Consider the following 13,546-nt stretch of genomic DNA (forward strand, 5'->3'; position numbering starts at 1 on the left):
GCATACCCCCTTTTCTAACTTTCTGCCAGGCAGGTGAGAATTTCTGAACTGCCAAGGCTGTAACGGATCCCCTCAACGGTGGTGATGATTTTTCTGATCTCTTCTTCCTTAAAATAGAAGTAGCTGTTTAACGCAGCCGCGGAATACGGATCATTCCGTCCGGATTTGCTGTACACAGCATCCAGAAGCGCCCGGAACAGGGAATGCAGTTCCGGATTCTCCTGCTGTTCGCCGGATGCCCGAAAGATCCGGTTTCCGTAGCGGGTCCCCTTTAGGATCCGGTCAAATTCCTCTATAGACGGCGCTTCGGCAAGCTCTCTTGCCTGAGACTTTTTTAAACGGTGCCATACGGGGATCAGAAGCTCCATAATGGCATCGGCAGATAATTTGTAGTGGCGTTTCGCTCTTGCGAGCCATTCAATATTTAAAAGATCGATCTTTTCACCGGCACAGTCGGCGATGGCCTCCCGGTCGTCTTTTGAAAGCTGGTCTTTTAAACTTTTCCAGAAACGGATGAAGTACAGGATGTCCAGAGCAGATTCGAACTCAGACAGGGAAGTGATGCCCTGATCCCTTAAGTCCTTTAACGGACCATAATAAGGGGTGTTCTGAATGCTGTCCAGATATTCGTCCAGATCTTTTGAATCAGTCAGGGCGGTGAAATCCAGATGGGAGTGCTTTCGGAAGAAGGGCTCAAAGCTCTTAAAGTTCAAATCTGAGCGTTTTCCGGAAACCGCGTCCCTCAGACACCGTTTCATGACATCGATCTCGAAATGGAGAAAGTAGAGATCCAGAAATTTTCTCTGGGTTCCGTTTGCGAATCGGAACAGCCTTGAGAAATCACCATAGAGGGAGTGCCACAAAAGCTCTTCGATCTTACTTCTGTGGAGTTCCTCATTTTCGACACCGGAAAAAACATCCCTGTAGGCGGGAGAACTTTTCAGGTATTCGACCGCAGCCGGTACATTCTCCATTCCCGCGAGGACCGAGAACTCATCATCCGTGAGGAAATGCCCGCGCATCGCGGCAAGCTTGGCAGCGATCGCACTGTAAGTGATGAGACTTCTCATAGATCACACCTCGGTCATAGAACGGAAGAGGGAGTCCACATACCAGGAATGCTTTTCTTCGTAATGCTGTTCCAGGCGGGCGATCTGGTCACCGGCGGCGGTTTTCTGCCTGTCAAGCTCCGCGGCGGCTTCTGCCTCCATTTTCTGGCGCATGGACTGGATCTCCAGTTCGGTTTCATGATTCAGCTCCTTGTCAAACTGTTTCGTCTTTGCCTCATATTCTGCTGCAAGAGTTTTTTTCTTGTCAGCAGCGCCGTCTAAGATCGCGACAGTCTTTTCTTCAATCTGGGAGAGCTGATTGATGATATTGTTCATTGATTTGTCTCCTTTCTGAGAAGGATTTTCCCTCATCCGGGGGGATGGGGCCAGAAACCTCGGAGTTTTATGCGGTAAAATTCAAGTCAGGTTTTCCTGGGTGTCTGACCCCGGTAACATTATAATATAGCTTGAAAATCAGGAATTTCAAATATATAATAATTATGCTGTTATAACATGAATGTTATAATAATCGGAAAATGCTATAAATGAACAAAAAATTAGCACAAAATTAACATGATCGTTAAGGCGCGAAAGAAAAAGGGGGAATGATATGGAAATCCAGCAGTTTCGGTATTTTTTGGCGGCAGCGCGGTATGAAAATCTGACAAAAGCGGCAGAAGATCTGCATATCGCCCAGCCGGCATTGTCCCAGTCCATCAAGCGTCTGGAGACGGAGCTCGGCGTAAGCCTTTTTGACCGGAAAAATCACCGGATCGAGCTCAACGAACAGGGGAAACTCCTGAAAAAACGCCTGATCCCGATTCTGGAATCCATCGATAATCTAAAGGATGAGCTCTGGGAGTCGGTTTATTCATCGGAGCGCACGATCTATTTAAATTTCCTGTCCGCGTCGAACCTCATTACGAACAGTATTATTTCCTATCGGGCCCTGAAACCGGATGTCCAGTTTCAGGTATCCCAGCTTGAGATGACGGAGAGCTGTGATATCCATATCGAATCAAGGATCGCTATATCTGTGACGCCTCCGCATCCGCAGGAACTTCCGGATGGCGTGGTAAGACGGGAATATCTGAGGGAGGAGATTTTTCTGGCAGTACCGCCGGATTCAAAGTTTGCGAAACATAAGACCGTCGATCTGCGGGAAGTGAAGGAAGAAAATTTCATCCGTCTCGGAAACGGCTGGCAGCTCCGCGGGATCTGCGATGATTTCTGCCGGAGAGCGGGGATCCGCCCTCAGGCGGTGTTTGAGAGCAACAGTCCGGAGTCGGTGCGCAACCTGATCGCGGCAGGGCTTGGAATCGGCTTCTGGCCGGAAAAAGCCTGGGGTGGAAAGCCGGGGCATGGTGTTGTCCTGATCCCGATCCGTTACCCGAACTGCAGGCGTGACCTGGTGGTCACGGTGTTTGAGCAGGCAGGAAATAAGCCGGTGGTGGATGAGTTTGTGAATTATTTCTGTAAGTATTTTGAGAAAGACCCGTCGGGGATGGGAGATGTGACGGTGTAAGAATGTAGTATAAATGAAAAAAGAACTCTGAAGTCAGCAATAGGGCGGGATCCATCGGAATCCCGCCCTAAATATTGGCTTTAGAGCTTTTTTGAATTTGATATTCCAATAAGTTATTACTCCGCTGTTAGAAATTCCTTCGCGACATAGGCTTCCTGTCCGTTGTACTTGATGACGGCCCAGGTATCGTCGTGGTCGCGGAGATATTCAACGGATGCGCCCGGGTCCAGTTTTCCGATGCGGTCCGCGTCGGTGGACGGTTCTTTGCGGACGTTCAAGGTCGTTGTTGTCTTGTAGGAGGAGCCGGAAGCTGTGCTCTCCGGTTCAGTCTCCGGGGCTGTGGTCTCTGCTGTTTCCGTTGTGATCACTGGTGCGGAGGTCTCCTCTGTAGCCGGTTTCTTCGGCGTGAGGACACGGATCAGGACGATCAGGATGATCACGAGGACGATCGGAACCACAAATTTTAAAAGATCAGCCGGCTGCATGCCGCTTCCGGACTGCCGGGAACCGGCGCTGCGGTTTCTGGACTGCTGGGGACGGCTACCGGCCGGGCGTCTTCCGCGGGGGGCTTTCCCGTTGTCTGCAAAGGAGTAGATCTCCTGGGACAGCACGTGGTAGGCCTGGTTTGCATTGTAGGCACCGTTATCGCCGTTTTTTGCGGCTTTTGTGCCGATGTCGTAGATCTGTAAGTAGTGCTCGGCGGTGGATTTTGAGATCCAGCCGTTGTTGTAGAGCTCGTGGATCATAGAGTCCATGGAGCCTTCCATGATCCCCGCCTGTTCACATTGGAGCTTAACCATGTATTCCACGGTCTGTTTTGCTTTGATCATGGACTGGTTGTATTGTTTTTGTCCCATGAGACGCTCGGTCTCCTGAACATTCTGACGGATCTTATCCCATCCGTTAGGAATGTCGTTTCTTGCCATATAAATCCCTCCGTTTTATGTATTTTAACGGCGCGTGAAGGTGAAAATCCGGTGCCGGTGAAGGTGCCGGATACTCACAGATGCCGTTTTCTTCTATGTAATGCTGTGCGCCTGATGAAACGATCGCAGACACGAAAAGAGCGATTTTGTCAGCCATTATCTTTATTATACTGGAACAGTGGGAAAATTGCACGAAAAATTTTTGGACAATTTAAGAATTTTCTGTTTCCAAAAGATATATTGAAAGAAAAAATTTCAGAAAAAGTTACAGTTCAGCCATTACATCTTCTTGTTTTCATATTCATGAAAACAAGAAGCTTGGTGGTTCCACCATATGCTGATTTGGATGAAAAAGTGCTTATGCAAGCAAGCTTGCAACACACTTTCTCATTCAAACCAGCGCATGGCTGAACTGTAACCAGAAAAATTCTGCGCGTCACTGTTACCTTGCAAAATAAGGCTTTCAATGATAAAATGAGACACAAGCAATATCAGGAGGAAATACATTATGAGATTACGCCATATCAAAGGCGCTGAAGAAGAGATTGCTGAGAGCCCATATGTGGTCCAGGATCCGCAGTCACTGAAGGGAAGGTGGCATGAATTTTTTGGAAACGATAATCCGATCCGCATTGAGGTCGGAATGGGAAAAGGAAAATTCATCATGGAGCTTGCCCAGATGAACCCGGATATCAATTACGTGGGAATCGAGCGTTACTCCAGCGTTCTGCTTCGCGGACTTCAGAAGCGCGCGGAGCTGGAGCTTTCCAATATTTATTTTATGAGAATCGATGCGTTAGAGCTTGCGGACGTGTTCGCGGAGGACGAGGTGGAGCGGATCTACTTAAACTTTTCTGATCCGTGGCCGAAGGACCGCCACGCGAAGCGCCGTCTGACATCGGACCGTTTCCTTGCCGTGTATGATAAGATTTTACAGCCGGACGGAATCATCGAGTTTAAGACCGACAATCAGGACCTGTTCCGCTATTCATTAGAATCCATTCCGGAGGCAGGCTGGCAGGTCACATCCCATACGTTTGATCTTCACCACAGTGATATGGCCGAGGGAAATGTTATGACAGAGTACGAGACGAAGTTCTCCGCGGAGGGCAAGCCGATCTGTAAGCTGACCGCCCGCCGTGATAAGTCATAAATATCTGCATATAATAGACATGAAATGACGGAAAGGCCGTGTGCCGGATGAGTATGTGGGCATGTGTAAAGCGGTGGCTCTCACAGGCAACCTGCGACAAGATGGAACTGAATCGGAAAATTATCCGGATCAGGAAATGTTTTGACGAGGCAAATGATGTTGTCTGCGGCAGAAAGAAAAAATAAGCGCGGCAGAGAGGTTTTCTGTGACCGCCGGAGCGGTAAGCGAATGCGGTGGAAAAGCTTTGAATGCAGCAGGATATTATGGAAGGAGAAAATAATATGGAAACAGTATTTACAAGCGCAAATTTTGATGCTGATGTTCTGGGCTCAGAGATCCCGGTGGTTGTGGATTTCTTTGCGACATGGTGCGGCCCGTGCCGTATGATGGCTCCGGTGATCGAAGAGCTCGCTGAGGAGTACGACGGAAAAGTAAAGATCGGCAAACTCGATGTAGACGAGAACAGTGATATTGCTGCCCGCTACGGAGTTATGTCTATCCCGACGATCATCCTTTTTAAGAACGGAGAAGTTTTTTCCAAGAGCGTTGGACTTCAGGATAAAGAAGTTCTGGAAAATGCGATCAAAGAGATGTTGTAAGAAACAGGGACAAAAAAGCCGGCAAACCCGCATGTTTGCTGGCTTTTTTAATCGTTTCATTTGTACCTGTTTTTTGAAAAACAAAAAAATTAAAAAAATTTCAAAAAAGGTGTTGACTTTTTTCTTGGTTTATCCTATAATACAAAACGTGCCACGGATGAGGCAAACAAAACAAAGAAAAACAACAAACCAAGCACCTTTAGCTCAGCTGGTAGAGCAGTAGACTCTTAATCTATTTGTCCAGGGTTCGAATCCCTGAAGGTGCACGAAGAAAAGCACTGTTTTAGCGGATGGTAAGCCGCCGGGACGGTGTTTTTTGTTACACTGATATCGAATCATTCAATAATCATATCATTCGTTCAAATATTTGTTATCCATTATATATTCCCGATTTTATGATTTTAATTTAATTTAAAAATGTGATATACTATATAAATAGAAGAAGTGTATGAAAAATTTACCAACAGGATCCTCATTTAGGGGATCCTGTTTCGGAATCACAGGTAATTAAAGGGAGATTAAAAGGATGAAAGAAATCAAGATCACAGAGATTGAAAACATCAGGATCGGCAGCGCAGAGAATAAAGAAGCGGGGACCGGGTGTACGGTTATTATCTGCGAGCGGGGCGCAGCAGCCGGGCTGGATGTCCGCGGGGGCGGTCCGGCATCCAGGGAATCGGAGCTCTTAAAGCCCATGGCGGCGGCTGACATGATCCAGGCAGTTTTACTCAGCGGCGGAAGTGCGTTCGGTCTGGACGCGGCTGGGGGCGTTATGGAGTATCTGGAAGAACGTGGGATCGGCTTTGATGTGGGAATCACGAAGGTACCGCTTGTATGCGAGTCCTGCCTGTTTGACCTGATGGTCGGGGATTTTAAGACGAGACCGGATAAGGCCATGGGATACGCGGCATGCGAGGGCGCGGAGAAGAATAATTATCAGGATGGAAACTTCGGCGCTGGAACAGGTGCGTCCGTCGGAAAGCTGGGGGACAAGTCTCTCTGCATGAAGGGCGGAATCGGAAGCTATGCGGTGCAGATTGGGGATCTGAAGGTCGGCGCAATCGTTGCGGTGAATGCGAGAGGCGATATCTATGACTGGAAGGACGGAAAGAAGGTCGCCGGTCTTTTAAATGCGGACAGGAAGACATTTGCGGACACAGAAGAAGCCGTTTATAAGAGCTATGAAGTGGTCAAGAACAAGTTCACCGGCGCGACAGAGAATACGACCATCGGTGCGGTGATTACGAACGCGGCATTCCCGAAGAGCAGCCTCTGCAAGATCGCCGGGATGGCTCACGACGGCTATGCGCGGGCGATCCGCCCTGTTCATACTTCTTCCGACGGAGACAGCATCTACGCGCTGTCTGTGGGCGATGTGAAGGCAGATCAGGATATGGTCGGAACCCTCGGTGCCCAGGTTATGGCGGAGGCGATCCTGAGGGCTGTGAGGAGCGCGGAGTCGGCCTACGGACTTGTTGGAGCAAAGGATTTGTAAAAAAGAGCGAAAAAGAGCGGCTGCCCGGCAAAGCTTTGCCGATATGACAGCCGCTTTTTCTATACGGTTACATCTGTCCTGTCACGCGCAGGTACAGACCAAGCTCCATCTCAAGCGCCTCTGAAATTCCGCGCTCATCTAACTGGAAATGGCAGTTATGGTGCGGGGAAGAGGTAATCGGGCGTTCGGGATCAGCCATTCCGATCTGGAAGTAGGCACCCGGCTTCTCAAGAAGATAGTAGGCAAAATCTTCACCGCCAAGGGCATCCGGGCGTTCGTAGACGGTATATCCGAGGTCTCTTGTGACACTGCGGACCGTTTCGATCTCCTCCGGCACGTTGATGGCTGCCGGATAGCCCAGAGTCGTGGTCACATCGCAGGTGAGGCCGAATCCGGCGCAGATCCCCCTGCTGATGGAGTGGATGGAGTCAAAGACTTTGTCGATCAGGTCATTGTTTAAAGTGCGGACATTGCCGCCGAGAGTCACAGTGTCCGTGATGATATTCGGATACTGGCCGCCATTTATATAGGAAACCGTAAGAACACCGCCTTCCAGAGGATTCTTTTTCTCAGCCAGGATCTGGTTTAAAGCGGATCCGACCATGCAGGCCACGGGGACCGGGTTCAGGGCATTCTGCGGATAACCGCCATGACCGCCCTTTCCATGGATCTTCACTTCATAAATACCGATCGCTGCGGAATACGCCCGGGGAGTCACGGCGATGGTGCCGAGCGGAAACGCGGAAGCACAGTGGAAACCATAGATGAGATCGACATCCTTCATGGCACCTTCCTCGCAGAGCGCCTTGGCGCCTCCCGGGAGCTTTTCTTCGGCTGCCTGAAAGATCAGCTTCACAGTTCCACGGACAAGCTCCGGATGGGCTGTGAGGACCTTTGCGAAGGTTAAAAGGACTGCGGTATGGATATCGTGTCCGCAGGCATGCATAACGCCGGGAACCTCGGACTTAAACGGGAGATCATTTTCTTCCTCCACCGGGAGCGCGTCGATGTCCGCGCGGAACGCGATGCATGGACCGGTTTTTTCGCCTTTTATGACAGCGACCGTGCTGGTTCCGGAGATCCCTTCCATCAGTGGGACGCCCAGGGCATTCAGGGTGCTGCGGATGTAATCGGCAGTGCCTGTCTCCTGAAAGGAAAGCTCCGGGTGTCGATGCAGGTAACGGCGTGTTTCAATCAGTTCTTTTTCATAGGGGCTTGTGATGGACTTGACAAATTCTTTCATATAAGACCTCCGTTTTTCTCGTTTATACTATTTATAGGAACAACTTATCGGAACAACAGCTTATTGGTCTGTGGCTGGATCAAACGACACATTTGCGATCACGACTTCATTGTTAGTCCCGACCCGCATCGCCGGTCCCCAGACACCGGCGCCGGAGGTGACAATAGACGTCATAGCCCCCTTTTTCAGGATTCCGCAGGCGTTTTCCCAGAGAAAATGGATCACAAGGTTTGCCGGAAACATCTGCCCATCGTGGGTATGGCCGGAGAGGTCCAGATCGACACCGGCATCGGAGGCTTCTGACAATTCTCCCGGCTGGTGATCCATGACGATGATGGGAAGTGAGGGATCGAGAGGTTCGGTGATCTCAGCAAAGGTTTTCCGCGGGAGCTGTTCTTTTTTTGCCATATCCTTATCCCGGCGGCCGACAAGATAGAATGCATTATTGATGCAGACGGTCTCGTCCTCCAGCATCGTGATACCGGCGTGGTGCAGAAATTCCGTAAACCGCCCGTCCCGGACGATCGTTTCCTTCTGTGGAAATGTGAATCCGGCGAGGATCTTCTCGCTTACGTCATGGTTGCCCCAGCAGGCGTATGTGCCGTACCGGCTCTTGATATCGGATAGAATGTCAGCCACCTCATCCGGGTCCTTGATCGCGTTGTAATCATTGTCGAAGAGATCTCCGGCAATGCAGACGAGATCGACATTTTGGGAGTTAATGGTGTCTACGATCTTTCTTACATGGGACTTCGTGGAGTTGTATCCAAGGTGAAGATCCGCGATCAGGGCGATCTTAAGTCCCGGAAGAGAAGAACTCTTTTCGATGACGACCGGATCCTGCCGCACATAGACCCGTCTTGCATGCAGGACACCGTAAATGCTGACCATAAGGATCAGGCCAATGGCAAATCCGCCAAAGATCACGAGATTTTTCGGCATGGTATGCAGCATGGCCGGGTACCGGTATTTCATAAAGAAGGAATGGCCGGTGACACGGCGGATCACGTCGAAGGTGATGATAAAAAGCAGGATATATTCCAGAGTGCCGAGCCAGTAGTTGCTGATCACCCGGAGAAAATGGTGAAGTGGTTCTTTTGTGATCAGAAATCCGGTCAGCGGGCTGACGGCAAAAAATAGATAGAGGACTGTGACAGGGATCCTGAAAAACAGTGAATGAAGCGCCGGGGAGCAGGAATCCGCCCAGGCGTAGAGCCATAAAAGAATGTATGCCTGAAATAACAGGTAGACCGGAGATAAAAATACAGCTAACATGAGATACTCCTGATGCTTCGTGGACAGGAATGGTGTATAATGATTCCTGTACGGTGGTTTATGGTGTAAGTATAGCGAACACTTTAACAATTTGCAATGGAAAAGAAGAAAAGAGGTTGTTATGATCGATCTGACAGGAATGATCTCCATTCCATATTTAAAGAAGACAACATTTACCGGAAGTGAAAAGGGAACGAATTTTATGATCCGGAAGATCAGCGGAGAGGAAGGCGAGCCGGATAAGATCCAGGCGATCACCTGGCCGGGGCCGTTTATTTTTTCTGTGACGGAAGATGAAAAAAAGACGTATCAGGAATTTGAGTTCAGCGAGGACGGGATCAAAGCGGCAGTAGCCTGGCTGAATGAGGTGACATAGAGAGGAATCCTGTATACAAAAAGGCCCGGAAGTTTTCGGGGTGAAAATATTTTAAGAACGAGTATGACCGGTGAAGTTAAGCCGGTTATACTCGTTCCCTGTTTTATAGACTTTAGCCGATCTGCGTATACAGAGCATTAGATCTGATGTACAGATGTGGGAGACGTTCCCTACATCGACGGTGTTCTCGCCACAAGATCCAGTGTCACATCCGTAAATCTCTGCTTTAAGAGCGCGCAGATCTCCTTCCGCTGCTCCATAAGCTTCGGGATCATGTCCTCGGTGAGCTGGAGTTTTGCGCACCACGGCGCATCGGCCTTTGGGTCTGCGGCAGCGGGATCCGGGTACACGCGGACGCGGAAATCGCGGAATCCAAGGTCGGAGAGGGATTTCTCCGCCCATTCCACATCCCTTAATACAGAAGCTTCGATGGAAATTCCCGACGGAACTCTCGTCGCAAGACAGGCGTAGGCGGGCTTGTTCCATGTAAATAATCCGGCATTTCGGGAATATTCCCGGAGTGCCGTTTTTGTTATTCCGGAAAGGCGCAGCGGGGACAGTACCTTCATTTCTTTTAAAGCGCGCATGCCCGGGCGGTCACCGGCGTCATCGGAGGCGTTCGTTCCGTCCATGATCTCGGTAAAGCCGTCCTCCTTTGCGGCTTTCAGGATTCCGCCGAATACCTGATTCTTGCAGTAGTAGCAGCGGTCTTTCGGATTGCTCTTTACGACTTTATCCGTCAGCACATCAAAGGGCAGGACCGTCATGTCCGCGTGTAATGATTCAGCGAGAAGCTTCGCGTCATCTAACTCAAATTGCGGCTGGAACGGAGTGGAGACATAGTAAGCATGTACATTTGCTCCGCAGGCCTTTGCGGCATAGAGAAGATAAGAGGAATCCGTTCCGCCGGAAAAAGCAAGAGCGATGGTAGAATGCTCCGCAAAAAATTCCCGGAGTGCGGCCGGAACGCAGTCTATGGAAACGTTGATCGTGTTGTTCATAAGGAATTCTCCGTCCTTTCATATTCTCAAGTTGAACGTCCGTGAGACTTGCCGCGTGATTCTGGTCAGAGAAGCTGACATATTTCTATCAAAATCACTGCGCATCCTCGCGGAGCGTTTATCTTAGCAGTCTCGTACGGGTGGTCATATCTTCATAGTAAAATGGTAGGTTTAATTTACTCATTATAATTCGCAGAGACGTAGAAGTCAAGCTTGTAACCGGGAAGGTGTTACCGTCAGGCGGAATTCCAGATTTTTATAGATTTTCAGTATTTTCATTTCAGTATGTTTGTTATATCATAGATGAATAAAATGGCAAGGAGGATGCAGGCTATGGAAGACAGAGAACTAATCGTGAAGACATCCGCGTATATAGACCGTCACAGGGACGAGATGCTGTCGCTATGGGAAAAGATCGTTTCTATCGAAAGCGGAACCCCGGATAAAGAGGGCGTTGACCGGGTAGGTGTGGTCTTAAAGGATGAACTGGAAAGTGCCGGAGTGGAGACAGCTGTGATCCCGATGGAACGTTTCGGAAACCTCCTGACAGGTGTATGGAATAAAGAGGCAGCAGGCCAGCCCATCGTCCTGATCGGACACATGGACACGGTATTCGCGAAAGGCACACTGGAGAAAAATCCGTTCCGCATCGATGAGAACGGAAATGCCCACGGACCGGGAGTTCTGGATATGAAGGCGGGACTTGTGATCGTTGTCTACGTTTTAAAGGCGCTCCATGAGTACGGATATGGGAAACGCCCGATCCGCGTTGTCTTTGCGGGAGATGAGGAGAACGGACACCGTCAGACAAATGCGGAGTCAGAGATCCGGAAACTCTGCGCGGGATGCGCGGCGGCATTCAACTTTGAGACGGGATTTATCGATGACGGACTCGTTGTTGGAAGAAAAGGTTCCTGCCGTGTGACACTCACCGTTCACGGAGTCGCGGCCCACGCTGGAAATGATCCGCAGCGCGGAAGAAACGCGATTTTGGAGATGGCGCATAAGATCATCGAGATCCAGAAGCTTCATGACTTTGAACATGGACTTTTTGTGAATGTAGGTGTGATTCAGGGCGGAACGGTTGCAAACGCAGTGGCTGCGTCCTGTGAGGTTGGAATCGACATCCGCTACGACAGCTTTGAACGCCTTGAGGAAACACTTCAGGCGATCAAAAAGATTGCGGAGACGAGAACTGTCCCGGATACGACGGCAGATGTGACCTGGACGAAGCCGAGCACGGTAATGCCGGTATCGGAGAAAAATCTGGAACTTTTCCGCCATGTCCAGAAGACGGCAGACATGATCGGTTACGGAAAGCTGCAGACAAAGAAAGTTGGCGGCTGGTCCGATTCCTGCCTGGCTGCGGCGGAAGGCGTTCCGGTAGTTTGCGCCATGGGCGTCAAGGGCGCGAACAATCATTCAATGGAGGAGTATGCGGTAGCTGAGACACTGTTTTCCAGAGCGAAACTGGCGTTGGCTTCCATCATTACGTTTTGACAGACATGAAAGAGACAAGAAAAAAATATGACATGCTGACGGACAATCCGGGAAAATCCCTGCTTTTCTTCGTGCTTCCGATGATACTCGGAAATCTTTTTCAGCAGTTTTACAACATCACGGACTCAGTAGTGGTAGGAAAATTCGTCGGGGAACAGGCGTTAGCGGCGGTTGGCGCATCCTATGCGATCACGAACGTCTTTATTGCCATCGCCATCGGCGGCGGAATCGGAAGCTCCGTGGTGATCTCCCAGTTTCTGGGAGCGGGAAAACTCGCGAAGATGAAGACGGCAGTCTACACAACGATGTTCAATTTCCTTGGGATTGCGGCGTTTCTGGCAGCAGTGGGGCTCCTGTTCAACAATCGGATCCTGAATCTCGTCAACGTACCGGAGGATATTTTCTCGGATGCGGTGCTGTATCTGGCGATCTACTTTCTCGGACTGCCGTTCCTGTTCATGTATAACGTTCAGGCATCGATCTTCAACGCACTGGGAGATTCAAAGAAGCCGCTGTACCTTTTGATCTTCTCTTCCCTGTTAAACATCGTGCTGGACATGATCCTCGTGATCATTTTCAAGCAGGGCGTCCGGGGCGTTGCGTTGGCGACATTGATCGCACAGGGAATCTCGGCGGTGATCTCGTTCCTGCTTCTGATGCGGAAGCTAAAGGGGTATCCTGCCGAGGAAGCGGTGCGTCTCTACAGCGGAGAGATGGCGGTCTCCATGGTGAAGATCGCCGTTCCGTCCACACTGCAGCAGTCCATCGTCCATATCGGAATCCTGCTGGTCCAGTCTGTGATCAACAGCTTCGGCTCCACGGCGATCGCCGGATACTCCGCGGGCATGCGGATCGAGTCCTTAAGCATCGTGCCAATGCTCGCCATGGGAAATGCCATGTCAACCTTCACAGCCCAGAATATGGGGGCCGGAAAGATCGACCGGGTGAAGGAAGGTTACCGGATGTGCTATGTGATCGTCCTGACGGCGGGTGCGGTGCTCTGCGTGATGTACCAGCTGGCAGGAGGCGCATTCGTGTCCCTGTTCCTTGACAGCGGCAGCAGTGAAGCATATTCGGTGGGACTCAGTTATGTGAAGTTCTTATCGTTTTTCTACTCGTTTATCGGCCTCAAGGCGTCCACGGACGGTCTGCTGCGCGGCGCAGGTGATGTGACGGCATTTACGGTGGCAAACCTCGTGAATCTCGCGATCCGTGTCAGCGTGACGAACCTGTTTGCACCGATTTATGGAATCCAGGTAGCATGGATGGCGGTTCCCCTTGGCTGGGCTGCGAATTATGTGATCTCGTTTGGATGGTATCTGACAGGAAAATGGAAGAAGGTCCGCGTGATAAAGAAGTAAGATATAGATAGGTATACAGTATCAATTACAGAAGAAAGGACAG

General features: G+C 50.1%; 15 protein-coding genes and 1 tRNA gene. 10 read left to right on the top strand and 6 right to left on the bottom strand.

Translation table 11 applies throughout. The features are described 5' to 3' along the window. Nucleotides 1-14: 14 nt before the first annotated feature. Nucleotides 15-1,070 carry a V0D/AC39 family V-type ATPase subunit gene (locus ABCW45_RS05935; RefSeq protein WP_343220461.1) on the bottom strand — a complete coding sequence of 352 codons (1,056 nt, stop codon included), beginning with the start codon at nt 1,068-1,070 and terminating at the stop codon, nt 15-17. 3 nt (nt 1,071-1,073) lie between these two features. Continuing rightward, nucleotides 1,074-1,385, bottom strand: coding sequence for an ATPase (locus tag ABCW45_RS05940; protein WP_117483838.1), 312 nt, complete (start codon nt 1,383-1,385; stop codon nt 1,074-1,076). A 274-nt stretch (nt 1,386-1,659) separates the two neighbouring features. Between ABCW45_RS05940 and ABCW45_RS05945 the strand changes: the two genes are divergently transcribed. Then, complete coding sequence (locus tag ABCW45_RS05945; RefSeq protein WP_117470994.1) at nt 1,660-2,574, top strand: LysR family transcriptional regulator; 915 nt, start codon at nt 1,660-1,662, stop codon at nt 2,572-2,574. Between the two features lie 116 nt (nt 2,575-2,690). Here the strand turns inward: ABCW45_RS05945 and ABCW45_RS05950 are convergent, their stop codons facing one another. Further along, the gene (locus tag ABCW45_RS05950; RefSeq protein WP_015552858.1) at nt 2,691-3,500 is read right to left on the bottom strand and encodes an SH3 domain-containing protein; all 810 of its coding nucleotides are present in this window, start codon (nt 3,498-3,500) and stop codon (nt 2,691-2,693) included. 51 nt (nt 3,501-3,551) lie between these two features. Here ABCW45_RS05950 and ABCW45_RS05955 point away from each other — a divergent pair, with 51 nt between their 5' ends. From ABCW45_RS05955 to ABCW45_RS05980, 6 genes are all read left to right on the top strand, one after another. After that, complete coding sequence (locus ABCW45_RS05955; protein WP_343220462.1) at nt 3,552-3,911, top strand: hypothetical protein; 360 nt, start codon at nt 3,552-3,554, stop codon at nt 3,909-3,911. 97 nt (nt 3,912-4,008) lie between these two features. Then, nucleotides 4,009-4,653 carry a tRNA (guanosine(46)-N7)-methyltransferase TrmB gene (gene trmB / locus ABCW45_RS05960; RefSeq protein WP_118597662.1) on the top strand — a complete coding sequence of 215 codons (645 nt, stop codon included), beginning with the start codon at nt 4,009-4,011 and terminating at the stop codon, nt 4,651-4,653. A 47-nt stretch (nt 4,654-4,700) separates the two neighbouring features. Next, nucleotides 4,701-4,838, top strand: coding sequence for a hypothetical protein (locus ABCW45_RS05965; protein ID WP_165859928.1), 138 nt, complete (start codon nt 4,701-4,703; stop codon nt 4,836-4,838). A 96-nt stretch (nt 4,839-4,934) separates the two neighbouring features. Continuing rightward, a complete protein-coding gene (gene trxA, locus ABCW45_RS05970) occupies nt 4,935-5,252 on the top strand; it encodes a thioredoxin (protein WP_117513504.1) in 318 nt (105 codons plus the stop codon). Nucleotides 5,253-5,445: 193 nt separating this feature from the next. Further along, nucleotides 5,446-5,518, top strand: a tRNA-Lys gene (locus ABCW45_RS05975). A gap of 260 nt (nt 5,519-5,778) precedes the next feature. After that, nucleotides 5,779-6,747, top strand: coding sequence for a P1 family peptidase (locus ABCW45_RS05980; RefSeq protein ID WP_118531255.1), 969 nt, complete (start codon nt 5,779-5,781; stop codon nt 6,745-6,747). Nucleotides 6,748-6,814: 67 nt separating this feature from the next. Here ABCW45_RS05980 and ABCW45_RS05985 read toward each other — a convergent pair whose 3' ends face one another. Both ABCW45_RS05985 and ABCW45_RS05990 read right to left on the bottom strand, forming a co-directional pair. Further along, a complete protein-coding gene (locus tag ABCW45_RS05985) occupies nt 6,815-7,990 on the bottom strand; it encodes a M20 metallopeptidase family protein (protein ID WP_117503606.1) in 1,176 nt (391 codons plus the stop codon). Between the two features lie 60 nt (nt 7,991-8,050). Then, nucleotides 8,051-9,265, bottom strand: a complete 1,215-nt coding sequence (locus tag ABCW45_RS05990) for a metallophosphoesterase (RefSeq protein WP_343220463.1) — start codon at nt 9,263-9,265, stop codon at nt 8,051-8,053. A gap of 121 nt (nt 9,266-9,386) precedes the next feature. Between ABCW45_RS05990 and ABCW45_RS05995 the strand changes: the two genes are divergently transcribed. Further along, the gene (locus tag ABCW45_RS05995) at nt 9,387-9,641 is read left to right on the top strand and encodes a hypothetical protein (RefSeq protein WP_021904031.1); all 255 of its coding nucleotides are present in this window, start codon (nt 9,387-9,389) and stop codon (nt 9,639-9,641) included. A gap of 170 nt (nt 9,642-9,811) precedes the next feature. Here the strand turns inward: ABCW45_RS05995 and larE are convergent, their stop codons facing one another. Then, nucleotides 9,812-10,642, bottom strand: coding sequence for an ATP-dependent sacrificial sulfur transferase LarE (gene larE / locus ABCW45_RS06000; RefSeq protein ID WP_117471185.1), 831 nt, complete (start codon nt 10,640-10,642; stop codon nt 9,812-9,814). A gap of 333 nt (nt 10,643-10,975) precedes the next feature. On the opposite strand from larE, the gene ABCW45_RS06005 reads away from it, so the two are divergent. Continuing rightward, nucleotides 10,976-12,142 carry a M20 family metallopeptidase gene (locus tag ABCW45_RS06005; RefSeq protein ID WP_343220464.1) on the top strand — a complete coding sequence of 389 codons (1,167 nt, stop codon included), beginning with the start codon at nt 10,976-10,978 and terminating at the stop codon, nt 12,140-12,142. A gap of 5 nt (nt 12,143-12,147) precedes the next feature. Beyond that, entirely contained in the window at nt 12,148-13,503 is a 1,356-nt protein-coding gene (locus ABCW45_RS06010; RefSeq protein WP_343220465.1) for an MATE family efflux transporter, read from the top strand. Nucleotides 13,504-13,546 lie beyond the last annotated feature (43 nt).

The organism is Pilosibacter fragilis, from assembly GCF_032490495.1.
Classification (GTDB): Bacteria; Bacillota; Clostridia; order Lachnospirales; family Lachnospiraceae; genus Pilosibacter; species Pilosibacter fragilis.

Excerpts from the sequence above, each read along its gene's own strand:
- ABCW45_RS05935 (WP_343220461.1), bottom strand. The coding sequence starts at position 1,070 with ATGAGAAGTCTCATCACTTACAGTGCGATCGCTGCCAAGCTTGCCGCG.
- ABCW45_RS05940 (WP_117483838.1), bottom strand. The coding sequence starts at position 1,385 with ATGAACAATATCATCAATCAGCTCTCCCAGATTGAAGAAAAGACTGTC.
- ABCW45_RS05945 (WP_117470994.1), top strand. The coding sequence starts at position 1,660 with ATGGAAATCCAGCAGTTTCGGTATTTTTTGGCGGCAGCGCGGTATGAA.
- ABCW45_RS05950 (WP_015552858.1), bottom strand. The coding sequence starts at position 3,500 with ATGGCAAGAAACGACATTCCTAACGGATGGGATAAGATCCGTCAGAAT.
- trmB (WP_118597662.1), top strand. The coding sequence starts at position 4,009 with ATGAGATTACGCCATATCAAAGGCGCTGAAGAAGAGATTGCTGAGAGC.
- ABCW45_RS05965 (WP_165859928.1), top strand. The coding sequence starts at position 4,701 with ATGAGTATGTGGGCATGTGTAAAGCGGTGGCTCTCACAGGCAACCTGC.
- trxA (WP_117513504.1), top strand. The coding sequence starts at position 4,935 with ATGGAAACAGTATTTACAAGCGCAAATTTTGATGCTGATGTTCTGGGC.
- ABCW45_RS05980 (WP_118531255.1), top strand. The coding sequence starts at position 5,779 with ATGAAAGAAATCAAGATCACAGAGATTGAAAACATCAGGATCGGCAGC.
- ABCW45_RS05985 (WP_117503606.1), bottom strand. The coding sequence starts at position 7,990 with ATGAAAGAATTTGTCAAGTCCATCACAAGCCCCTATGAAAAAGAACTG.
- ABCW45_RS05990 (WP_343220463.1), bottom strand. The coding sequence starts at position 9,265 with ATGTTAGCTGTATTTTTATCTCCGGTCTACCTGTTATTTCAGGCATAC.
- ABCW45_RS05995 (WP_021904031.1), top strand. The coding sequence starts at position 9,387 with ATGATCGATCTGACAGGAATGATCTCCATTCCATATTTAAAGAAGACA.
- larE (WP_117471185.1), bottom strand. The coding sequence starts at position 10,642 with ATGAACAACACGATCAACGTTTCCATAGACTGCGTTCCGGCCGCACTC.
- ABCW45_RS06005 (WP_343220464.1), top strand. The coding sequence starts at position 10,976 with ATGGAAGACAGAGAACTAATCGTGAAGACATCCGCGTATATAGACCGT.
- ABCW45_RS06010 (WP_343220465.1), top strand. The coding sequence starts at position 12,148 with ATGAAAGAGACAAGAAAAAAATATGACATGCTGACGGACAATCCGGGA.